The organism is Alcaligenes sp. 13f (assembly GCF_020496585.1).
In the GTDB taxonomy this organism is placed as follows: domain Bacteria; phylum Pseudomonadota; class Gammaproteobacteria; order Burkholderiales; family Burkholderiaceae_B; genus Alcaligenes; species Alcaligenes phenolicus.
The window spans coordinates 32451-53988 of the sequence record NZ_JAHKKC010000024.1 but is presented as its reverse complement, the minus strand read 5'-3'; the positions used below and the strand labels follow the sequence as shown (position 1 = coordinate 53988).

At 58.0% G+C, this 21538-nt stretch carries 17 protein-coding genes and 1 other RNA gene; 15 read left to right on the top strand and 3 right to left on the bottom strand.

Going from position 1 to position 21538, the window contains the following annotated elements; translation table 11 throughout:
- Positions 1–151: 151 nt before the first annotated feature.
- Together ybaK and xerD are read right to left on the bottom strand one after the other, a co-directional pair.
- Positions 152–646, bottom strand: coding sequence for a Cys-tRNA(Pro) deacylase (gene ybaK, locus KOE80_RS17045; protein ID WP_035270993.1), 495 nt, complete (start codon positions 644–646; stop codon positions 152–154).
- Between the two features lie 15 nt (positions 647–661).
- On the bottom strand, positions 662–1558 hold the full coding sequence (xerD, locus tag KOE80_RS17040) for a site-specific tyrosine recombinase XerD (protein ID WP_026485227.1): 897 nt from the start codon (positions 1556–1558) through the stop codon (positions 662–664).
- A 187-nt stretch (positions 1559–1745) separates the two neighbouring features.
- On the opposite strand from xerD, the gene modA reads away from it, so the two are divergent.
- Genes modA through KOE80_RS17025 form a run of 3 tightly spaced genes read left to right on the top strand, consistent with a single transcriptional unit; the run spans position 1746 to position 3892 of the window.
- Complete coding sequence (modA, locus tag KOE80_RS17035) at positions 1746–2495, top strand: molybdate ABC transporter substrate-binding protein (RefSeq protein WP_026485228.1); 750 nt, start codon at positions 1746–1748, stop codon at positions 2493–2495.
- Positions 2496–2513: 18 nt separating this feature from the next.
- Entirely contained in the window at positions 2514–3194 is a 681-nt protein-coding gene (modB, locus tag KOE80_RS17030; protein ID WP_009461324.1) for a molybdate ABC transporter permease subunit, read from the top strand.
- On the top strand, positions 3191–3892 hold the full coding sequence (locus KOE80_RS17025) for a sulfate/molybdate ABC transporter ATP-binding protein (protein WP_035270991.1): 702 nt from the start codon (positions 3191–3193) through the stop codon (positions 3890–3892). The genes modB and KOE80_RS17025 overlap by 4 nt, the downstream gene beginning before the upstream one ends.
- On the opposite strand, the gene KOE80_RS17020 is transcribed toward KOE80_RS17025, so the two are convergent.
- The gene (locus tag KOE80_RS17020) at positions 3882–4694 is read right to left on the bottom strand and encodes a TOBE domain-containing protein (protein ID WP_226349568.1); all 813 of its coding nucleotides are present in this window, start codon (positions 4692–4694) and stop codon (positions 3882–3884) included. The two genes, KOE80_RS17025 and KOE80_RS17020, sit on opposite strands and share 11 nt — an antisense overlap.
- Positions 4695–4802: 108 nt before the next feature.
- Between KOE80_RS17020 and KOE80_RS17015 the strand changes: the two genes are divergently transcribed.
- The 12 genes from KOE80_RS17015 (at position 4803) to KOE80_RS16960 (ending at position 21459) form a co-directional block, all read left to right on the top strand.
- Positions 4803–7451, top strand: coding sequence for a PD-(D/E)XK nuclease family protein (locus KOE80_RS17015; protein ID WP_226349567.1), 2649 nt, complete (start codon positions 4803–4805; stop codon positions 7449–7451).
- A complete protein-coding gene (locus KOE80_RS17010) occupies positions 7451–10753 on the top strand; it encodes a UvrD-helicase domain-containing protein (protein ID WP_226349566.1) in 3303 nt (1100 codons plus the stop codon). Before KOE80_RS17015 ends, KOE80_RS17010 begins: the two co-directional genes overlap by 1 nt.
- 16 nt (positions 10754–10769) lie before the next feature.
- An RNA gene (ffs, locus tag KOE80_RS17005) (signal recognition particle sRNA small type) lies at positions 10770–10867 on the top strand.
- A 115-nt stretch (positions 10868–10982) separates the two neighbouring features.
- Positions 10983–13289: a DNA polymerase III subunit gamma/tau gene (dnaX, locus tag KOE80_RS17000; RefSeq protein ID WP_226349565.1), complete on the top strand. Its 2307-nt coding sequence runs from the start codon at positions 10983–10985 to the stop codon at positions 13287–13289.
- Between the two features lie 41 nt (positions 13290–13330).
- Entirely contained in the window at positions 13331–13657 is a 327-nt protein-coding gene (locus tag KOE80_RS16995; protein WP_009463063.1) for a YbaB/EbfC family nucleoid-associated protein, read from the top strand.
- Complete coding sequence (gene recR, locus KOE80_RS16990; protein ID WP_003803396.1) at positions 13657–14268, top strand: recombination mediator RecR; 612 nt, start codon at positions 13657–13659, stop codon at positions 14266–14268. Before KOE80_RS16995 ends, recR begins: the two co-directional genes overlap by 1 nt.
- 105 nt (positions 14269–14373) lie before the next feature.
- Positions 14374–15414: an ABC transporter substrate-binding protein gene (locus tag KOE80_RS16985; RefSeq protein WP_035271448.1), complete on the top strand. Its 1041-nt coding sequence runs from the start codon at positions 14374–14376 to the stop codon at positions 15412–15414.
- Complete coding sequence (locus KOE80_RS16980; RefSeq protein ID WP_115634139.1) at positions 15407–16213, top strand: ABC transporter ATP-binding protein; 807 nt, start codon at positions 15407–15409, stop codon at positions 16211–16213. Before KOE80_RS16985 ends, KOE80_RS16980 begins: the two co-directional genes overlap by 8 nt.
- 1 nt (position 16214) lies before the next feature.
- Positions 16215–17009, top strand: a complete 795-nt coding sequence (locus KOE80_RS16975; protein ID WP_009463067.1) for an ABC transporter permease — start codon at positions 16215–16217, stop codon at positions 17007–17009.
- 352 nt (positions 17010–17361) lie between these two features.
- Positions 17362–17865, top strand: a complete 504-nt coding sequence (locus tag KOE80_RS16970) for a sigma-70 family RNA polymerase sigma factor (RefSeq protein ID WP_226349564.1) — start codon at positions 17362–17364, stop codon at positions 17863–17865.
- Positions 17855–18841 (top strand): FecR family protein, encoded by a 987-nt coding sequence (locus tag KOE80_RS16965; RefSeq protein ID WP_226349563.1) that lies wholly within the window; start codon positions 17855–17857, stop codon positions 18839–18841. Before KOE80_RS16970 ends, KOE80_RS16965 begins: the two co-directional genes overlap by 11 nt.
- Positions 18842–19035: 194 nt before the next feature.
- Complete coding sequence (locus tag KOE80_RS16960) at positions 19036–21459, top strand: TonB-dependent siderophore receptor (protein ID WP_226349562.1); 2424 nt, start codon at positions 19036–19038, stop codon at positions 21457–21459.
- The last annotated feature ends 79 nt before the right edge of the window (positions 21460–21538 follow it).

Genomic DNA, 21538 nt, shown 5'->3' with positions numbered 1-21538 from the left:
TGGTGGTGGTGGTGGTGGTGGCTGCGCGTGGCAGGAAGTGCAGGGAGCAGAACCAGGCTGTTTATTGTGGCGTTTGAGGGTTCAAGCAAGTGCGTGACAAAAAAAAGACGGGCTGACTGCGCCGTCTTTTTATACCTGCTGCCAAGTAAGATCAGCCTTTTTCCAGGCCAGCCTGTACGGGGCGTGCCCCCAGCTTGTCGATCAGAACCTGGGGATTGATACCCAGCAAATAGCCGCGTCGGCCACCATTGATGTAAATGGTGTCAAACTCCAGCAGTTCTTCTTCCAGCCATACGGGCATGGCCTTGCGGGTGGCAAAGGGCGAGGTGCCGCCAACCATATAGCCCGAATGGCGTTGAGCCACATCCGGTTTACAGGGGGCGATCTTTTTCGCGCCGGTTTGGCGGGCCAGATTCTTGGTGGAGACCTCACGGTCGCCGTGCATCACGATGATCAGGGGCTTGGCGCTTTCATCTTCCATGATCAGGGTCTTGGCCACCCGGTGCAGGTCCAGACCCAGCTGGGCTGCCGCTTCCATGGCCCCGCCATGATCGACATAGTTGTAGCTATGCTCGGTAAAGGAAATGCCATTTTTACGTAGCCACTGTGTGGCCGGTGTTTCGCTAACGTGTTTTTCTTTAGCCATATCTTGGTAGTGCGCTCAGGCGCGTGGATGATGGGCTGCGTGCAAGGCTTTCAAGCGCTCACGTGCCACATGAGTATAAATCTGGGTCGTGGAAATGTCGGCGTGTCCCAATAGCATCTGCACCACGCGCAAGTCGGCGCCGTGATTGAGCAAATGGGTGGCAAAAGCATGGCGCAGAACGTGCGGGGACAAGGGGGCCAGAATACCGGCCTGAACCGCATATTTCTTGACGATCAACCAAAAAGACTGGCGGCTCATGCAAGTGCCGCGTCCTGTAATAAATACAAAGTCGCTGCGGCGCTGGCCTAGCAAGGCAGGGCGGGACTCCTGCATATAACGTTCGATCCAGTGCAGGGCCTCCTGTCCCAAAGGCACCAGCCTGTCCTTGCCCCCCTTGCCCTGGTCGATGCGCAGCACGCCATCGCTCAGGCTCAGGTTCTGCAAGGGCAGTTCAGTCAGTTCCGTGACGCGCAAACCGCTGGCATACAAGGTTTCCAGCATGCAGCGATCGCGCAGCCCCAAGGGATTATGTATGTCCGGGGCAGCCAGCAGGCGTTCTACCTGTTCTTCGGACAAGGTGTGCGGGACGCGTGGGGCCTGTCGGGCGCTGCTCAATTCCAGGCAGGGATCGTCCTGCCGCATACCTTCTTGCACTGTCCAGTTGTAAAAGCGACGTAAGGTGGCCAGCCTGCGATTGGCTGTGCTGGCCTTGCTCTGATCTGCCTGGCTGGCCATCCATTCCCGCAAATCCTTGGCTTCCAACTGTTCCAGCGCTTTGCCTTCGCGCTCTTGTTGAGCCCATTCCTCCAGGCGTTCCAGATCCTGCCGATACGCTTGTTGGGTGTTGGCAGACAGGCCGTCCTGCAACCAGAGCATGGTGATGAAATCGGAAATCAGACTGGCTTGCGTCATGAGGATGAAAAATTCGGAAAGTGTGGCTGTTGGCGTGCTTTTGGGAGCCGGGATGAGGCAGGAAAGCCCTCATGCTATCACTCCGGGATGATGAGCTTCATTCAGTAGAGGGGTAGATTTACGCTATATACCTATATATATTTCCTGATTATACTAATTCGTTACACCCGTCCCGGAGGAGAAAACAATGTTCAAACGCGTCGTATCGGTCGCTGCCTTATCCCTGTTTCTGCAAGGCACAGCACAAGCTGATGAGTTGGTTGTGGCTGCGGCTGCCAGCCTGACCAATGCTTTCAAGGAACTGGCAGGCCAGTTTGAGGCAGAGCACCCCGGCACCAAGGTGCTGACCAGCTTCGCCGCATCGGATGTATTGCTGCAGCAGATCGTCAATGGTGCTCCGGTGGATGTGTTTGCCTCGGCCGACCAGAAAGCCATGAACAAGGCGGAAGAAGCCAAGGCTGTGGATCCTGCTACCCGCAAGAATTTTGTACAGAATCAGGTTGTGCTGATTGTGCCGACAGATAACCCCGCCAAAGTGAGCAACGCTGGCGATCTGGGCAAGGCAGAAGTCAAACGTGTGGCTTTGGGTAACCCGGCTGTTGTGCCTGTAGGCCGCTACACCCAGGCTGCTCTGGAAAAGGCCGGTCAGTGGGATGCAGTCAAACAGCGTGAAATTCTGGGCCAGAACGTGCGTCAGGTGCTGGATTATGTCGCTCGTGGTGAAGTGGAAGCCGGTTTCGTGTTCGCGACTGACGCGGCCATCATGAAAGACAAGGTGGAAGTGCTGGAAGTGCTCAAGACCACGGAACCTGTCACTTACCCGATCGCCTTGGTGCAGCGCGAAGGCCGTAATGACAAGGCTCAGGCTTTCCAGGATTTCGTCATGTCTGAATCCGGACAGCAAGTGCTGGCAAAATACGGTTTTGCCAAGCCTTGATAGGATTTTGATCGTCGGATGACTTCACTTTGGATTCCCCTGTGCTTATCGCTCAAGGTCGCCGGTTGGGCGACCTTGTTTGCCTGTGTGCTGGGTATAGGAGTGGCCTATGCCTTGTCGCGCTGGCAGTCGCGCTGGTGTGATCTGCTTGATTCCATCTTGACCTTGCCCATGGTTTTGCCGCCTACCGTCATCGGCTATTACCTGCTGGTCTTGCTGGGTCGGCGCAGTGCCTTTGGGCAATGGCTCTCCAGCATGGGCATTGAGCTGGTCTTTACCTGGCAGGGGGCGGTGATTGCCGCGACTGTCGTAGCTTTTCCCATGATTTTGAAGGCCGCGCGTGCGGCTTTTGAGGATGTGGATCCCCGCCTGGAAAATGCGGCCAGCGTGCTGGGTCTGAAGCCCCTGGCCATCTTCTTTCGTGTCAGCCTGCCTTTGGCAGCGCGTGGCATCATGGCAGGCGTTTTGCTGGCCTTTGCCCGCGCTTTGGGCGAGTTCGGCGCTACGTTGATGATCGCGGGCAGCATACCGGGGCGCACCCAAACCATGTCCATCGCCATTTACGAGGCAGTCCAGGCAGGGGAGGATCAGCAGGCATTGGTGCTGGTCGCTATTATTTCGATTACTTGTGTGCTGGTCCTGTGGAGTACCAGTGCCTTGTCACCCCGTCACGTACGCCGTAAAAGAGGGATGCAATGAGCCTGACTGTACAGATTCAACGCACCGTGGTCAGCGAGGCCCGTCATTTCGACTTGAACATTCAGATTCAAACCGAAGCCCGTCATATTGCCCTGTACGGGCCTTCGGGTTCGGGCAAGTCCTTGACGGTGCAAAGCGTGGCGGGCTTGTTGCGGCCCGACCATGGCCGCATTCAAATTGGCGATCAGGTCTATTTTGATTCTGAAAAAGGCATCAACCTGAAACCACGCGAGCGTCGGGTGGCGTACTTGTTTCAGGACTACGGCCTGTTCCCGCATCTGACCGCAGCACAGAATATTTGCTTTGGTCTGAACACGGGCTTGTTCAACCGCTCCGTGCGAGACATGCCTGCGGCTGCCCAGCGTTGGGTAGAAGCGTTTCAGCTGGAGTCGGTATTAAGCAGCTATCCCGCCCAGTTGTCTGGCGGGCAAAAGCAACGTTGCGCCTTGGCGCGAGCCTTGGCTATTGAACCTCAGCTGCTTTTGCTGGATGAGCCTTTGGCGGCCCTGGATCAGGACTTGCGTGCGCGTTTGCGGGCTGAACTGGCTCAGTTGCAAAGCCAGATCGATATTCCCACTATCCTGATCACGCACGATCCTGAGGATGCCAGGGCCCTGGCCCAAGAGGTCTATCGTATTCGCGATGGACGCATTATCGAATGCTGTACCAGCGCGGATCTGGAAGTTCTTACAGCGTAGCGATCATCACGCTGGATGCCTTGAACAGTGCATAGGCGGATTGGCCTGCTTCCAGGTGCAAGCGCTGTGTGCTGTCCAGGGTGATGCTGGCGGTGATTGTCAGGCCTTGTGGCAGTTCCAGACGTACTTCTGCATTGACGGCACCGGTAATGACATCGGTAATCGTGCCGGGCAGTTGATTGCGTGCGGACAGGGAGTTACGGGTGTCGCCCGTGCCAATCATGATCGAGGACGCTTTCAGAAAGGCCAGAACTTTCTGCCCCTCACGCAGGCCCAGGTTTTCCGTGCTTTCTCGTGTGATGGACGCGACCACGATTTGGCCCTGGCCAATATCCACATGAATTTCGTCGTTGACGGCTCCCGTTTTAATCGTGGTAACGATACCGGGCAGTTGGTTGCGAGCCGAAGTTTGCATGATCATGGTTTGGAGTAACTCCATTTGTGTTGCCACGGAAGGCATTAAACGACCAATACGGCTCATGAAGCGTTGATGCAGCCGGTCGTAGGTTTGATACAGCTCCAGCAGCTCGACGGCTTTGGGCGTCAGGGTGGCACCGCCACCACGATGACCGCCCGTACTGCGCAGCACCAGAGGTTCGCCCGCCATATTGTTCATGATGTCGATGGCGTCCCAGGCCGCCTTGTAGCTGATGCCAATATGACGGGCAGCGGCAGAGATCGAACCCTGCTCGGCAATGGCGGCCAGCAAGGCCATACGGCGGGCGCTACCCCAGGTATGGTCGCCAGTGCGCAGCGACAGGCTGCCGGTTAATTCGGTATTGGGGGTGTTTGAACTAGACATGGTGATAAGTGTAAGGGCGGGAACAAACTAGGGATAGAGCGCCGGTACAATGGCCGGATCAGCGCTGCTGGCCGTTCTGTTTTCTTGCAACCTTAACTGGTTTTTTCTATGTACGACACCCCTGCTGTTTCCATGGCTCAATTGCAGGAGCTCAATAGTGCCGAGACGGTTGTCTTGACCGTGAACAAGCGCTATGCGCGCCGCCTGCTGGGACATTTGTCGGCCCGTCTGGCGGGTGCTGGCGGGACGGTTGCCGTACCGGAAATTGTGCCTTTGGGCGCGTGGCTGGCGCAGGCCAGTGATCAGCTCTGCTTTTCCGAACAGTGGCAACCAGCCGCGCACCAGATGGATCGCTTTGCCGCCTTGCAGCGTTGGGAACACAGCATCGAGCAATGCGAGGAAGAGGGCTATTTTCTGGATGTCGGTCAGGCGGCGCGTCTGGCTTGTGAAGCCGATACCTTGCTGGATGAATGGAATATCGAGCTGAAACCCGGCGAGGCCAGCGTGGATTTTGAACGCTTCATGCAATGGCGCTCTCACTACCGGCAAAGCCTGGAGCAGGCAGATCTGGATGATGCAAACCTGGCTGCGGAGCGTGTGCTCAAAGCGGTGCGGGCAGGCGCCTTGCACATGCGTCATCGCCATATGGTGCTGCATGGTTTTCATGAATATTCGCCGCGCCTGCAAAGTTTGTTGAGTGGTTTGCAGGACATGGGGGTAGAGATTCTCCAGCTGCAGCACGAAGAGGCTCCGGCGACAGAGGTGTATCGGGTGCAGGCGCAGGATGCGGATACGGAATGGCGCCTGGCGGTGCAGTGGGCGCGTCGTCAATTGGACGAGGACCCGGATCGCACAGTAGCCATTGTGGCCGCGCAGCTGGAAACGCAATTGCCGCTGGTGCATCGTCTTTTGCGACAGGCCATGCACACGGATCAAGGTGCGTTGCCCTATAACGTGGCGGCAGCCCGATCCTTGGCTGAGTGGCCAGTGGTTGAAGCGGCCATGGCCTGGTTGAAGGCCTTGTTTACCTTGGCGACCAAGGGGCAGGCTGAGCCCGCCATGCTGGGCGAAGCCTTGCGTTTGGGAGCGTGTCAGGCAGAACAGTCTGAAGCAGGTGGCCGTGCCCGCATTGACAAGGCCTGGCGCGACAACCGCATTACACAAGTTAGCCGTAAAGAATTTGCCGACATGCTCAGCTTCCACACACCCGAACTGGCTCTGGCCTGGGGCAAGGCGGTGGAACGCTTCGAGTCCGTATCGGCAGGCGCTCAAGGAGTGGATACCTGGGCGTCGGTCATGCGCCAATGCCTGGAGGCTTTGGGCTTTCCGGGCACTAACCGTCTGGATAGTGCCCAGTTTCAAACTCTGGAGGCTTTGGAAGCCTTGCTGCTGCAATTGGCGCAGCAAGCGCCGGTCTTGGGTCGCATCAGTGCCTTGAAGGCACAAAGCGCTTTGGCACGCATGGCCCGTGAAAATTTGTTCCAGCCACAACGAGACCCACGTTCCCGGCTGGACGTGCTGGGTTTTCTGGAAGCGGAAGGCGGGCGCTGGGATGCCGTATGGGTGCTGGGCCTGACCGATGATATTTTGCCTGCTGCGGTCAAACCCAATCCTTTGATTCCTGCCCAGGTGTTGCGTCGAGTCTCGGCACCTCGCAGTACGCCAGAGCGGGAGCTGGAATGGGCGCGCTGGATGCTGAGTGCCTTGCTACGCTGTGGGAATCAGGTTTTGCTAAGTGCGCCTTTGCATCAGGGCGAACAGGAGCTGAGGCCCAGTCCCTTGATTGCTCATTGGCCTGTGCTTGAAATGCCTTGGGCGGTGCAGGCAGAGCAGGCCGTCGCACAGGAAGCCTTGCTGGACGAGCAAGGCCCCAGCTTGAAACAGGAAGAGCGCATACGTGGCGGGATCAGCGTGCTGGATACGCAGGCCCGCAACCCCTTGTGGGCTTTCGTGAAGTTCCGTTTGCATGGTCAGGCCTTGCCCGATTACGCCCGTGTCGGCGATATGAATACACGTGGGATGTTCCTGCACCGCGCCGTCGAATTGTTCTGGCAGCGTGTGAACGATCAGGACAGCCTGCATGAGCTGATTGGTGAGGATTCGCTGCTGGATGTGGTGCAAGCATGTATCGAACAGGCCGCTCAGGAAGAGCTGGCCGATTATGGTCCGGTGCTGCGCAGCCTGGAAATGGAGCGGGGTCTGGCGGTCTTGAACGAGTACGCCCATCAGGAAGCCCAGCGCCCACCGTTTGCTCTGGGGGCGACGGAGCATGAATTGAGCTGGAATCGAGGCTTGTTACGTCTGAACCTGCGTCTGGATCGCTTGGATGATCTGGCTGATGGCGAGCAATTGCTGTTGGACTACAAAACCGGCATAGGCGAGCTGCGGCCCGATAAAGACTGGCTGCGGCCCAGACCCGTGAATCTGCAATTGCCGTTTTATGCTGCTGCCTTGCAGGATCAAGGCCGTAGCGTCAGTGGTTTGGCCTTTGTACGCTTGCATGCCCGACAGGTCGGTTTAAGCGGTTTGGCCGCGCCCGGCATGGATATTGAGGGTCTGACCGAATTGGAAAGCGCCCAGCAGTGGACCGCCCAAATCGCGCAGTGGAAACAGGCGGTGGAAGGCTTGGCAGATGAGTTCCTGCAAGGGCAGGCCGCCAATCAGATCTGGAACTGCAACGATCTGCTGTATTGCGATGTTTTGCCCTTTTTACGTTTGTTCCAGGAAGACCTCCAAGACAATGGAGGAGAGGTGTAATGGTGACAGTCCCTAGCGATAGCCCCGCCCGTGCACGGGCACTGGACCCCGAGTCCTCCTTTCTGGTCCAGGCCCCAGCCGGTTCCGGCAAGACAGAGCTGCTGACCGACCGGATTCTGGCCTTGCTGGCTCGCGTGCAGCGGCCAGAAGAAATAGTGGCCATTACCTTCACCCGTAAAGCTGCGGCTGAAATGCATGCGCGTGTACTGGAGAAGTTGGCCGCTGCCAATCAGGAACGGCCTGCCGAGCCCTACCGGGTACGCAGCTGGGAACTGGCGCGTGCCGCCATGCAGCGCAATCAGGAGCAGCAGTGGGATTTGCTGGCTTACCCGGCCCGTTTAAGCATCCGGACCATCGACTCCTTGTGTGCCCACCTGGTACGCGCCATGCCCTGGATTACGGGGCTGGGCGGGGTTCCGGCCATTACCGATAAGGCCCAGGAGCATTACGAAGCGGCGGCTTGGGCCACGCTGGAAATGGCGGAAAGCGTGCCCAGCGTGGCGCGTTTTCTGGAACACATGGATGTGAACCTGCTGCAGGCGCAAGCTCTGTTGGCAGGTATGTTGGCCAGCCGCGATCAGTGGCTGCCAGCCGTGGGGCAGGGCGGTGATGTGGCGCTTTTGCAAGACAGCTTGCGCGAGGTGGTGGAGCAGCAGCTGCAGCAGCTAAGCGATTCACTGCCACCCGGTTGGGCGCGAACCTTGGCCCCCCTGGCCTGCTTTGCAGCCTCGAATCTGGAAAGTGGCGATGTGCTGGCCTTGGCGGATTGGCAAGGCGATAACCTGGCCCCGGTCATGGACGATTTGCCGCGCTGGCGTGGTCTGGCAGCCTTGTTGCTGACGGATAAAGGCGATCTGCGCAAAAGCCTGACGGTGCGTAATGGCTTTCCCCCTAAAACGGCACAAAAAGAAATGCTGACTGAGTGGTTGAGCAATTGTCTGGGGGCTGAGCCCTGGATTGCTCGCCTGGCCAGTGCACGCCTTTTGCCCGAGCAATACTCCCCCCAGCAGCAAGAAGTTCTGTCCAATCTGATTCAGGTCTTGTGGCTGGCTGCGGCGCAATTGAAACTGCGCTTTGCCGAGAAAGCCGAGGTCGATTTCACCGAGATTGCCCAACGTGCCTTGCAAGCCTTGGGTGATGCCGACGAGCCGGGCGAGCTGCTCTTGCGCATGGACAGGTCCATACGCCATTTGCTGGTAGACGAGTTCCAGGACACCAGCCAATCCCAGGTGCAGTTGCTGGAACGCCTGACCAGCGGCTGGGAGCCGGGCGATGGGCGCAGTCTGTTTTTGGTGGGCGACCCCATGCAGTCCATTTACCGTTTCCGCAAGGCGGAAGTGGGTTTGTTTCTGCAAGTCTGGCAAGCTCGACGCTTGGGCGAAGTAGAGCTGGAGCCGCTGAATCTCAGTAATAACTTCCGTTCACATCCGCGCTTGGTGGAATGGGTGAACAAGGTGGGGGCGCAATTGTTTCCGGCTCGACCTGACCCGGATCTGGGCATGGTCACCTACGAACACTCCACCGCCTTCAAGCCCGATATCCCCGATTGGGCGGTGCACTTTCACCCGTCCTGGCATTTCCGAGTGGCTAGGGGAGAGGATGCTGTGCCGTCGCAGCAAGCGGCTCAAGAGCGTGCAGTGCAGGAGGCGGTTCAGTGTGCGGCCCAAGCTCTGGAACGTTATCAGGACAGCGAACATCCGGTGGCGATTCTGGTGCGAGCACGCTCGCACTTGCATGGTCTGGTGCGCAAACTGGGCGAGCAGGGCATACCGTGTCGAGCCGTAGAACTGGAGCCCTTGCAACAGCGTCCTGTGGTGGCTGATCTGGTGCAATTGGTCCGTGCCTTGGCGCACCCGGCTGATCGACTGGCTTGGCTGTCTGTCTTGCGCTCGCCATTGATCGGCCTGCGTTTGGAGAGCCTGCACCGCCTGTGTGCCTTGCACCCTACACAGACCTTGGCCGAGCTTACACACAATCAGGATTTTGAAGACTGGGATGCCAACGAGCGTGCTCGTCTGCTCTTTGCTTGCCAGATCTTGCTGGACAAAGGCAATCGTAGTGGCTTGATGCCGTTTGCTGCCTGGGTGCAAGAATGCTGGACGCGCTTGGGCGGGCCGCAAGTCTATCCAAGCTTGGCTGATCAGGCGGATGCAGAACAAGTCTTGCGTCTGTTGGAGGAGTTATGCCCTTACGGACCGCCCGACCAGCAACAATTGCAGGCCCGTGTGGAGTCGCTGTATGCCACCCCGCAAGGTACGGGCAAGGCCGTGGAGGTGATGACGATTCACAAATCCAAGGGGCTGGAGTTCGAAACCGTCATTTTGTTTGGCTTGCACAAGCAGTCAGCAGCCGACTCCGAGCCGTTGATTCGTCTGGAGCACAGCGCCGAGCGCTTGATTCTGGGGCCGATCAGTCACAAGGGCAGCGAGCAGCGCGATCCGGTGTCGCAGTTTCTGGCGGCGCGGGAGCGTATCCGGGCCGAGCAGGAAAGCCACCGTCTTTTATACGTGGCCCTGACGCGTGCCCGTCAGGAGCTGCATCTGTTTGCGGAATTGAGCATCACCCAGGATAAGGGCCTGCGCGAGCCGGATGGCCGCTCCTTGCTGAGCCGTGTCTGGCCGGTCCTGGATCAGCCACAGGCTCCTGTTTGGCAAGCCGAGCAGGGCGGACAGCAAGAGGAAGCCGGGCAAGGTTCTGCGGCATTGTTGCAGCGTGTGGTGAGCTTGCCGGCCGCGCCGCCCGAGCAGTTGCAGGCCGACAGCCCGCAGTATCAAAGCTGGCAGTGGTCCCTGGACACGACTCATGAAAAAGCCATTGGTACGGTTGCCCACGACTGGCTGGAAAAGCTGGGCCGTGAAGGGCTGGAGCAATGGCCGGTAGAACGCTTGCAGCAAGGCCGCGCCGTGATGCGTCGTCAACTGCTGCGTGCTGGTGTGCCAGCGACCTATCTGGATGAAGCCGCCCAATCCCTGTTTGAAGCGATTACTGCGACCGTACAGACGGAACGGGGCCGCTGGCTGCTGGGCGTCAGCCGAGCTTACCGGGAATGGTCCTTGCTGGACGTCAGTGGCCGTGTGTCGATTATTGACCTGGCCATTTCCCAGGAAGATCACTGGCTGGTGGTGGATTACAAGACCGGACGACCTGCCGAGCATGAAAGTCTGGACGATTTCAAGGCCCGGATGCTGGAGCGTTATGCGCCGCAATTGCAGCGGTATTGTGAGCAGGTGCAGGCTCTGGATGGCCGGCCCGCGCAGGCTGCGCTTTATTTCCCAAGAGCCGATCTTTGGCTGCCGTATTGATGCTACACTATTGGTCGGCGGGCCCCTCCGCATGGTTCGGCGGTGAATCTGGTCAGGTCGGGAACGAAGCAGCCACAGCCGTGCAGAATCAGTGCCGGAGTCAGGCTCGCCACTTCATTTGCTTATCGGGTTATGCGCGCCCGGTCTATCTGCTTCCCTTCAGCACCGAATCCGGTACACTTTTCCTTTCGCTTATTTGTATTGATGGTTCACGCCGTCCGGAATTCGCATGACCTATCTCGTTCTGGCCCGCAAGTGGCGCCCCCGTTCCTTTGACACCTTGGTTGGTCAGGACCACGTGGTGCGCGCTCTGACGCACGCCCTGGATACCCAGCGCCTGCACCATGCCTGGCTGTTTACGGGCACACGCGGCGTGGGCAAGACCACCTTGTCGCGTATTCTGGCCAAGTCGCTGAACTGTGAAACCGGCATCACTTCCAAGCCCTGTGGCGTTTGCCGCGCTTGTACCGAGATTGATGCAGGCCGCTTTATTGATTATGTAGAGCTGGACGCCGCTTCCAATCGCGGTGTGGAAGAGATGACCCAACTGCTGGAGCAGGCGGTCTACGCCCCCAGCTCGGGCCGTTACAAGGTCTACATGATTGACGAAGTTCACATGCTGACCGGGCACGCCTTTAATGCCATGCTCAAGACGCTGGAAGAGCCGCCAGCGCACGTCAAATTCATTCTGGCCACGACCGATCCGCAAAAGATTCCGGTCACGGTCTTGTCGCGCTGTCTGCAATTCAATTTGAAGCAGATGACAGTGCCCGCGATTGTGGGCCACCTGCAAGACATTCTGACCCAGGAAGAAATGCAGTTCGAGCTGCCTGCCTTGCGTTTGCTGGCACAGGCAGCCGATGGCTCCATGCGCGATGCCTTGTCGCTTAGCGACCAGGCTATTGCCTATAGCGCAGGCGATCTTAGCGCCCAGGCTGTACAAGCCATGCTGGGCACCATTGATCAACGCCACCTGGCGCAATTGCTGCAAGCGCTGGTCGCTTATGATGCGCAGGCCATTATGGGTGTGGCCGATGATCTGGCCTTGCGCGGCCTGTCTTATTCGGGCGCTCTGGCTGATCTGGCCACCTTGTTGTCCCGTATCGCCATCGAGCAGCGCATTCCCGGCACGATTTCTGATGATGATCCTCTGGCAGAGGCGGTGCGGCAACTAGCGCCCATGCTCTCGCCCGATCATGTGCAGTTGTTTTATTCGGTAGCGGTGCATAGCCGTCAGGAGCTGTCTTTGGCTCCGGATGAGTACGCCGGTTTTGTGATGGCGTGCTTGCGCATGCTGGCTTTGCTGCCCGAGCCCGTTTCGGCGTATGTGCCACCGCCAGCAGGGCCTTCGGGGTCTGATACTGCTGGTGCTGGTGCTGGTGCTGGCGCGGCTCAGGCTGCTCCCGCTCCTGCGGCAGCCCCCGCTGCCTCTGTTGATGCCGCCGCCTCTGCCGCGCCTCAGCAGGCACAGGCTTCTGCCCCTGTAGTCGTCCCGGTTGCTGATGTTGCCAGTGCACATGCAGCCCAAGCAGCGCCTGTCGCAGAATCCATCCCCGCTGACGACGATTTTGTCCCGGCCTGGGAAGATGCTCCCGAGCCTGCCGGTGCAGGGGCCAGCTATGACTCTTCAGAGTCTGCCCCAGCGGATGCAAGCTTTGAAGCCGGTTCCGCGACCAGTCAGCCTCAAGAAGCTGCGACTGCAGTTGCTGACAGCAGCGCTGTTGAAGCCGCCCAAGCGGCATCGACGCCGTCAGCCCAGCCAGCCGCAGAGCCCACCTCCGCATCCCAGGCTGATTCCTCTGCCGACCCTGTAGCGGAATCCCCCAAAGCCCAGGGCAAGAGCAGTGCTCAGCCCCTGATGTCGTCTCAGGCCCAGGCCGCTGCCCGAGTAGACCCGGTGGCAGAAGAAGCGCCGCCAGCCGTCTCCACCCAGGACGGTCCGGAAGAGCCCGCCTGGCTGTCCGAGGGCATGGACGAAGAGTTCGAGAATTATCAACCTTTGGATATGGACGCGGCTCGTGCCGAAGAAGATGGCGATGTACCGTCTGTGTCCCTGTCTGATCGCTTCATGCCCGACACTGAACTGGGCCTGCCTGTACCGCAAAGCGGTTCGGACAGCCCGCGTACCGTCCGTCTGGGCGGCATGAAACCGGAAACCTGGCCCGAAGTGGCAACCAGCCTGCCCTTAAGTGGCTGGGCCGCTGAATTGGCCCGCCAGAGCGAATGGCTGGGCGTGAAAGGCCAGGAAATCCATCTGCGTGCCAAAATCAAGGCCACTGAAGGCAGCCAGGGCAAAGCGCGCTTGCGCACCGTTTTGTCGGAATACTTTGCCCAGTCCATTCAGTTGGTGATCGAATACGGAGATACGGGCGATGCTACCGCGCATGCCGTGGAGCAGGCCAAGCTGGCCGAGCGCCAGCGGCAGGCCGAAGAGCAGGTTGCCCAGGATCCCTTTGTCTTGAGCCTGATCCAGGACTTTGACGGCAGCGTCAAAGCCGGGTCGATCAAGGCCACTCCTTTGGTTCGGGCCGCCTGAATGGCCCCTTGTCAATTTATATCAATCAGGAAAACCAAACCATGATGAAAGGTCAGATTGCCGGCTTGATGCGCCAGGCGCAGCAAATGCAGGAAAACATGAAAAAGGCTCAGGAAGCCTTGGCCGATATCGAGGTCGAGGGCGTTTCCGGCGGTGGTCTGGTCAAGGTCATCATGAACTGCCGCCACGATGTGCGCCGTGTCTCTATCGACCCCAGCCTGCTGGAAGACGAAAAAGAGATGCTGGAAGATTTGATTGCTGCTGCCTTTAACGATGCACAGCGCAAAGCCGAGGCAACGTCGCAGGAAAAAATGGCGGGTGTTACCGCTGGCCTGCCACTGCCACCCGGTATGAAGTTCCCGTTCTAATGAACGAACCGCAGATCGCTGAGCCCGAACCGCTTCGGGCTCTGATCCAGGCTCTGCGTCGGCTACCCGGTGTGGGCGAGCGTAGCGCTCGCCGCATGGCCTACCACTTGTTGCAACACGACCTGGTAGGCGCCGACCAATTGAGCCGCGCTCTTGAACATGCCACGACGGCACTGCAGCACTGTCAGCGCTGCAATGGTTTCACTGTTCAACCTATCTGTGAAACCTGTGCCAATCCCCGCCGTGATCCGGCGTTGTTGTGTGTGGTGGAGACGCCTGCCGATCAAAACATGATCGAGGCTACGCATGGCTATCGAGGCCTTTACTATGTGCTGATGGGGCGTTTGACGCCGCTGGAAGGCATAGGCCCGGATGCCTTGCAATTTGACCGCTTGCTAGAGCGAGCCGGTGATGGCCAAGTGCAGGAAGTGATTCTAGCGACCAATTTCACCGCAGAGGGCGAAACCACCGCCCATCATTTGGCGGAAATGCTCACTAGCCAAGGTTTGAAAGTGACTCGACTGGCACGCGGTGTGCCAGCCGGGAGCGAGCTGGAGTACGTAGACCCCAGCACCATTGCCTGGGCTTTGATGGAGCGTCGCGCCACGTAAACGGGTTTGACCGCTTGGCGGACAAGGGGGGGACACCCCCCTTTGTTTTTTAGTATAAGTATCAGACCTAAATAATTAATGACCAACAACAAGAAGGGGATTGCCATGAAACTGACTCGTCGTCATGCACTCAAGCTGGTTGGAGCATCGGGATTGGCACTGTCGCTGCCAACATTGGCCCGTGCACAGGAAATCGAGAAAAAAAGCATCACGATTGCCGTCGGTGGCAAAGCGCTGATCTATTACCTGCCTTTGTCCATTGCCGAGATTAACGGCTATTTTGATGATGAAGGCCTCAAGGTCAAAGTGGCCGACTTTGCCGGTGGCTCCAAGGCCCTGCAAGCGGTTGTCGGTGGCAGTGCCGATGTCGTCTCGGGCGCTTTTGAGCACACCATCAACTTGCAGGCCAAAGGGCAGATGTACCGTGCCTTTGTGCAGCAAGGACGCGCACCGGCCATCGTTTTGGCCGTGTCCAACAAGACGATGGCTGACTATAAGTCGCCTGCGGATTTGAAGGGCAAGAAAATCGGTGTGACCGCACCGGGTTCCTCGACCAATATGATGGTCAACTTCTATCTGGAACAGAACGGTCTGAAACCCTCGGACGTGGCCTTTATCGGCGTAGGCGCTGGCGCCGGTGCCGTCACCGCCATGCGTACCGGTCAGATCGATGCCATGGCTAACCTGGACCCGGTTATCGGCACCTTGCTCAAGGAAAACGAAGTACGCGTCATTGCTGACACCCGTACCGTTGCCGACACCAAGACCATTTTTGGCGGCAATATGCCTTCGGCCTGCTTGTACGCTTCTGAAGACTTCATCACCAAGAATCCGAACACGGCTCAGGCCCTGGCCAACGCCATCGTGCGCGCCGACAAATGGATTCAGGCCAATGACGCTGAAACCATTGCCAAAACCGTGCCTGCCACCTACCTGCTGGGTGATGTGGAACTGTACAAGCAATGTCTGGACGCCAATAAAGAAGCACTCTCGCCAGATGGTCTGGTCGATGCTGATGGCCCCGCTACCGCCTTGAATGCACTGGCCGCTTTTGTGCCAAATCTGGACGCATCCAAGATTGATACCAGCAAGATCTTCACCAACGAATTTGCTGAGAAAGCCAACAAGAAGTATCCCAATGTCTGAGGCAGCACTTTCTTTAGATAACATCAGCTGTGTTTTTGCCTCCCGCGATGGCAAAGGTACGTACACAGCGGTTCGTGACGCCAGCCTGAACATTGCTCCAGGCGAGTTTGTGTCGGTTGTAGGCCCAACGGGCTGCGGCAAATCCACGCTCCTGAACGTAGGGGCGGGTTTGCTGAGCCCTTCGTCGGGCGAAGTGCGTGTGTTCGGCAAACCCCTGGAAGGAGTGAACGAGCGCGCTGGCTACATGTTCCAGGGCGAAGCACTGATGCCCTGGCGCAGTGCCGAATCCAATGTGATGGCCGGTCTGGAGTTTGCCGGTGTTCCGCAGGATGAGGCCCGCGAGCGTGCCCAGGAATGGCTCAAGCGAGTCGGCCTGGGTGGTTTCGGGGATCGTTATCCGCATCAGATGTCTGGCGGTATGCGCAAACGCGTCATGCTGGCCCAGACCCTGATTCGTGATCCCGACATCATTCTGATGGATGAGCCGTTCTCGGCGCTGGACATTCAGACCCGCCAATTGATGGAAAACGAAGTGCTGGAGATCTGGATGGCGCAGCGTAAAGCCGTGCTGTTCATCACTCACGACCTGGATGAAGCCATTGCCATGAGCGACCGGGTGGTGGTCCTGTCGGCCGGGCCGGGCACTCATCCCATCGGCGAATTTCATGTCGATCTTCCACGCCCTCGTGACGTGGCCGAAGTACGCAATGATCCTCGCTTTGTCGAATTGCATGCGGCAATCTGGGCCGTCTTGCGTGATGAAGTTCTGAAGGGTTATGCCCAGCAAAAGCGTGCCTGATATGTCTAAATCTATTACTCAATCCAAGCTGGCCCTGCGCGGCTGGCAAATCTCGCTGCTCATCGTCATTCTGGCTGCCTGGCACTTTTTTACGCTGGACCCCAAAGTAGCCTTCTTCTTTGGTCAGCCACTGGAAGTGGTCAAGGTGATCTGGGCCTGGTTCGTCACCAATGGTGATATTTACCTGCACCTGGGCGTGACCTTGAGCGAAACCCTGCTGGCCTTTGCCATCGGTACGATTGCCGGTCTGGCTTGCGGTCTGTGGCTGGGCCTGTCGCCGCGTGCGGCGGCCTTGCTGGACCCGTACCTGACGGCAGCCAACTCCATGCCGCGCGTGATTCTTGCGCCTATCTTCGGCATGTGGTTTGGTCTGGGCATCTGGTCCAAAGTGGCTCTGGCCGTGACTCTGGTGTTCTTTATCGTGTTCTTCAACGTGTACCAGGGTGTGCGTGAAGTCAGCTCCACCTTGCTGGACAACGCCCGCATGCTGGGTGCCAGCCGTCGCCAGTTACTGCGCCACGTCTACATTCCCTCGGCGACCAGCTGGGTGTTCTCCAGCCTGCACACCTCGGTCGGTCTGGCCTTTGTGGGTGCTGTGGTGGGTGAATATCTGGGTTCAGCCAGTGGAGTGGGGTACCTGATCCTGCAGGCCGAAGGCACATTGGATGTGAATACAGTGTTTGCCGGTATTGTGGTGCTTACGGTATTTGCGCTGATCCTGGATGGACTGGTCAGTGTGTTTGAAGACCGCTTGTTGGCCTGGCGGCCTCAAGGTGGTGGTACAGAAAAGCTCTGATTCATGTCGCTTGCGGTCAGATAGCGATCTGACAGGGCTTGCCCCGAAAACCGGCTTCTTTTTGGAGAGGCCGGTTTTTTTGTGCCGGCATTTTTGTGGCTCGGCATTTTGGTGAGCGCTGAAAGTTCAAAAAACTGAAGCCTAGTGGCGAGCACGTCGTGCCTTGAGGAAGCCATGCACGGCTTGAGGCGTTTTTCTGCTTAGAGTCACTTTGGATAGGACTCAGCGCAAAGCAGAAAGCAGGCCTATTTAGGCTGATATATAACCCTTGATCAAGATCCGTTCATTTGTTTGGAAATGAGAATTGTTGTTATTATCAGCCTTCTCATTTCCTTGCAGGCTCTTTGCTTTCATGTCCGACCGCCGTGCCTTTCGTAAAACCTGGCTTGCTCACTACAGTGAGCTGCTGGGGGCGTGGCGTCGTCGATCTCAAGTTGATCACGATGTGGAAGATGCCATGCACGACGCCGTGCTGCGCATACTGGAAAACGGCTCGGTTTCGGCTGATAATCCGGCCGCCTATCTGCAACGCAGTACCTCCAACGGTCTGATCGACCGACACAGACGGGAGGAAAAGCTGCCCATGGTGCCTTTGCATGAACTGCATGAGTCCGAGCATCCGCTGGCAGTTGGCCCGGAGTCCCAGGTTTATTCCAGCCAGATGGTCGATGAGTTAAGAACGGTTCTGGATGAACTGCCGGACATTTGCAGGCAGGTGTATATTTACCAGCGCCTGGAGGGAAGCTCCCATGCCGAGATTGCCCGTGAACTGGGTATCTCCCGTGCCATGGTGGAAAAGCATATGAACAAAGCGCTGCGACATTTGAGTACAAGGTTACAGAAGTATGCCCCCTGATGTCCTGAACGCAGCGACCGCACAGGATCAGGCGGCCGCCTGGTTTTCTCATCTGCGCTCGGGTGATGCCTCGCCCGAGGATTGGCGTGCCTTCGAGCAATGGCGTCAGTCCGATCAGGAGCATGATCGCTGTTACCGCCATCTGGAGGCGATCTGGCAAGCGACTTTGCAGATTCCCGAATCCGAGCTGCGGGCTGCCTTGCGGGCTTCGCGCCCATCGGCTCCGGTCAACAAGCCACGTCGTCGTTTTGCCTGGGGCATGACGGCAGGACTGTGTTCGGCGGGTGTGCTTGCCGCTGTGGGCATACGGGCTAGCCTGGATACTGAGCCTTCCTATCAAGCCACATTGACGACCCCACGCGGGTTGCACGAGGAATTGCGTCTGCCCGATGGCTCTATCCTGATGGCCAATACCGGCACACACGCGCAGATTCGTTTTTACGAGAATGAGCGTGTCGTTGATCTGTATGCAGGCGAGGTGTTCTTTGATGTGCAGCCTGATCGGTCCCGACCGTTTGTGGTGCATGCCGGGCAAAGCAGGGTGGTGGTTACAGGCACACGATTCAATGTTCTGCATGAGCAGCAGCAAGTGCAGGTGACGGTAGAGTCCGGTTCGGTCAAGGTGCAGCAGGGTGCCTGGTGGGACCGGGATACACGCTTGCTGGAGCGTGGGCAATCCGTTTATGCGGCTGAGGATGCTCCTCTGGGGCAGGTACAAAAGGCGGATCTGGATACCAGCCTGGCGTGGCGTAACGGCATGATTGTGTTCGAAAACACGCCGCTGGAGCAGGCGGTAGCGCAGATCAATCGTTACTTGCCGCAAGCGGCCGTTTTCGATGCACCCCGTTTTTCCTCCTACAAGGTGGCTGGGGTTTTCAGTGTGAATGAGCCTTTGGCCCTGATCCATACCTTGCCGGATCTGGTGCCAGTGAAAGTTCAAACCTTGCCCAGCGGACAACTGCGAATCAGCGAATAGAGCACGAGTTTGCCTGGCAATCCAGGTTCTGTTTTTTATTTATCAAAAATAATTCTCATTTTTGTTCCGGTGTTTTGATTCTGGTTCGTCGATAGAGTAAGGGGAGCTGTTTTATGTCGCAGACGGCAGCGCCCATCACCTTGCCTTGAGGCCGCCTTGCGCGTGCCTTGCTACTCTTTGGACCTAGTCAGACTGTGAATACACCGACCTTTTCTGTGTGGCGCAACAAGCCCGCGATCAATACACGCTTGACGATTCTGGCAATCAGCCTGGCCTGCGCCGTCAGCGCCTTGCCGCTGGACGTACGTGCGCAGGCTCAAGCCACCTCCATCAATCTTCCTGTGCAGCCCCTTAGCAAGTCCTTGTTGCAGTTGGGGCAGCAGGCCTCGGTCCAGATTTTCTTTTCTCAGGAATTGGTGGATGGCCATCAGGCGCCGGCCTTGTCGGGCAGCTATTCCCCTGAGCAGGCCTTGCAGCAGCTCTTGGCGGGCACGGGTATCACGTACAAGCGCAAGGGCAATACCATCAGCCTGACGCCGGACCCGGTCTCCTCGGTGGCCGAGCTGTCCACCATTACCGTCAAGGGCGGGATTCTGGGCGACTTGTCGCCTGCCTATGCGGGCGGGCAAGTGGCAACAGGGGGTAGCCTGGGTTTGCTGGGTTCCGTGGATGTCATGGATAACCCCTTTAGTACCACCAACTACACCTCCGAGCTGCTCTATGACCAGCAGGCCAGAACTCTGGCCGATGTGGTGGTGAATGATGCGGCGGTGCGCACGACGACCTCGACCGGCGGTTTTGGTGAGGACTTTGTGATTCGCGGCTTTGCGGTAGGCAGTGGTGATGTCAGCGTGAACGGCTTGTATAGCCTGGTGTCTTCCAGCCGTGTGCCCGTGCAGATTCTGGAGCGTGTGGAAGTCCTGAAAGGGCCCGGCACCTTGATGCGCGGTATCCCACCCGGAGGGAGTATAGGCGGGGCGATCAATCTGGTGACCAAGCGGGCCGAGGACGAGCCGCTGACCCGCGTGACGGCCAGTTATGTCAGCCAGGCAAATGTGACGGCACAGCTGGATGTGGGTCGCCGCTTCGGTGAAAACAAGGAATGGGGCGTGCGCTTTAACGGCGTCAAGCGCGGTGGAGAAGCCACGTCACGCGACGGCAAGCAGGATCTGGGCATGGCCGCCCTGGGCGTGGATTATAGAGGCGCCCGTTTGCGCTGGTCTGCGGATGTCATCCACCAGGAAGACACGCTGGAAAATATCCGTTCGCAAATTGGCTTTCAAAGCGATCTGACCGAGCTGCCTGCACCTCCGGATGGCCGTACCAATTTCTACCCCGGCACTCGCCTGACCCAGCGCGACAACACCATCATGTCCCGTCTGGAATATGACTTCAGCGATTCGGTCACCGGACATATCGGGGTGGGCTACCGTCATGGCAAGAACCGCCAGATTTTCCCGGTGAATGTGAAACCGGGTAACCCCAATGTGCGTCAGTCTGTGGATGCGGATGGCAATTTCAGCGTGATCTCCACCTTCTATGATTCCTACTCCAAAACGCTAAGTAGCGATGCGGGTTTGAGCGTGGATTTCGACACGGGCAGCGTGGCGCACAAGCTGGCTTTCGGAGTGAGCTATATGGATCAGGAGCTGGGCAATGCCTACAGCCCTGGCACGGAAGTGGCGGACTCCAATATCTATAATCCTGTGCCTATTCCGGCAGGTCCAACAGAGCGGCTGACGCCACAAAAAGCGTCCAGTACCGGCCTGCTCAGCTTTGCCGTGGCAGATACCTTGTCCTTTGCGGATGACCGTGTCTTGCTGACGGTGGGGGCGCGTCGTCAGACCGTGGATGTCACCAGCTTCAATACGACTACAGGTGTAAAAACCTCCGATTACAAGGCCAGCTCCATCTCGCCCTTGGCGGGGATTGTGGTCAAGCCCATGGAGAATGTCTCGGTCTTCGCCAACTTCACCGAAGGCCTGACGCGCGGCACGATTGTGGGCGACACCTACGCCAACCGGGGTGAGATTCTCAAGCCTTTCAAGTCCCGTCAGTATGAGGCGGGTGTGAAAGTGGATTGGGGTGGCATCATGACCTCGGCCTCCCTGTGGCAGATTGCCCGACCTGCAGGGCAAGAGGATGGAAACAATGTTTATGGCTACTTTGGCGAACAGCGCAACCGTGGTCTGGAGCTGAGTGCCTACGGTGAATTGATGCCAGGTTTGCGCATGATGGCCAGTGCTGGCTTTACCCAAGGCAAGCTCACCAAAACCCAGAACGGTGTGAATGAAGGCAACCGGGCACCGGGTGTACCTGCCAGCACCTATAACCTGGGTCTGGATTGGGATACGCCTTGGGTACAAGGCCTGAGCCTGAATGGTCGCGTGATTCATACTTCGTCCCAGTATCTGAACAACACCAATACCTTGAAGCTGCCCGCCATGACCCGCTTTGATGTAGGTGCGCGCTACTACACCGATATCGCGGGCAAGGATGTGGTGTTCCGCGCCAATATCGAAAACCTGACCGACAAGCGCTACTGGCTGGCCTCCAGCAACTTTGCCACGAACGGGGCAGGGCGCACGTTCATGTTGTCGGCCTCCGTAAATTTCTGATTTGCTGATTGTTAACGTCAGGCAGGGCTTCGCGGCTGCTTTCGATACCGCCTGGCCCTACCTGGACCTGGAAGGGAAA

Coding starts and splice junctions, on each gene's coding strand:
- ybaK (WP_035270993.1), bottom strand. CDS start 646: ATGGCTAAAGAAAAACACGTTAGCGAAACACCGGCCACACAGTGGCTA.
- xerD (WP_026485227.1), bottom strand. CDS start 1,558: ATGACGCAAGCCAGTCTGATTTCCGATTTCATCACCATGCTCTGGTTG.
- modA (WP_026485228.1), top strand. CDS start 1,746: ATGTTCAAACGCGTCGTATCGGTCGCTGCCTTATCCCTGTTTCTGCAA.
- modB (WP_009461324.1), top strand. CDS start 2,514: ATGACTTCACTTTGGATTCCCCTGTGCTTATCGCTCAAGGTCGCCGGT.
- KOE80_RS17025 (WP_035270991.1), top strand. CDS start 3,191: ATGAGCCTGACTGTACAGATTCAACGCACCGTGGTCAGCGAGGCCCGT.
- KOE80_RS17020 (WP_226349568.1), bottom strand. CDS start 4,694: ATGTCTAGTTCAAACACCCCCAATACCGAATTAACCGGCAGCCTGTCG.
- KOE80_RS17015 (WP_226349567.1), top strand. CDS start 4,803: ATGTACGACACCCCTGCTGTTTCCATGGCTCAATTGCAGGAGCTCAAT.
- KOE80_RS17010 (WP_226349566.1), top strand. CDS start 7,451: ATGGTGACAGTCCCTAGCGATAGCCCCGCCCGTGCACGGGCACTGGAC.
- dnaX (WP_226349565.1), top strand. CDS start 10,983: ATGACCTATCTCGTTCTGGCCCGCAAGTGGCGCCCCCGTTCCTTTGAC.
- KOE80_RS16995 (WP_009463063.1), top strand. CDS start 13,331: ATGATGAAAGGTCAGATTGCCGGCTTGATGCGCCAGGCGCAGCAAATG.
- recR (WP_003803396.1), top strand. CDS start 13,657: ATGAACGAACCGCAGATCGCTGAGCCCGAACCGCTTCGGGCTCTGATC.
- KOE80_RS16985 (WP_035271448.1), top strand. CDS start 14,374: ATGAAACTGACTCGTCGTCATGCACTCAAGCTGGTTGGAGCATCGGGA.
- KOE80_RS16980 (WP_115634139.1), top strand. CDS start 15,407: ATGTCTGAGGCAGCACTTTCTTTAGATAACATCAGCTGTGTTTTTGCC.
- KOE80_RS16975 (WP_009463067.1), top strand. CDS start 16,215: ATGTCTAAATCTATTACTCAATCCAAGCTGGCCCTGCGCGGCTGGCAA.
- KOE80_RS16970 (WP_226349564.1), top strand. CDS start 17,362: ATGTCCGACCGCCGTGCCTTTCGTAAAACCTGGCTTGCTCACTACAGT.
- KOE80_RS16965 (WP_226349563.1), top strand. CDS start 17,855: ATGCCCCCTGATGTCCTGAACGCAGCGACCGCACAGGATCAGGCGGCC.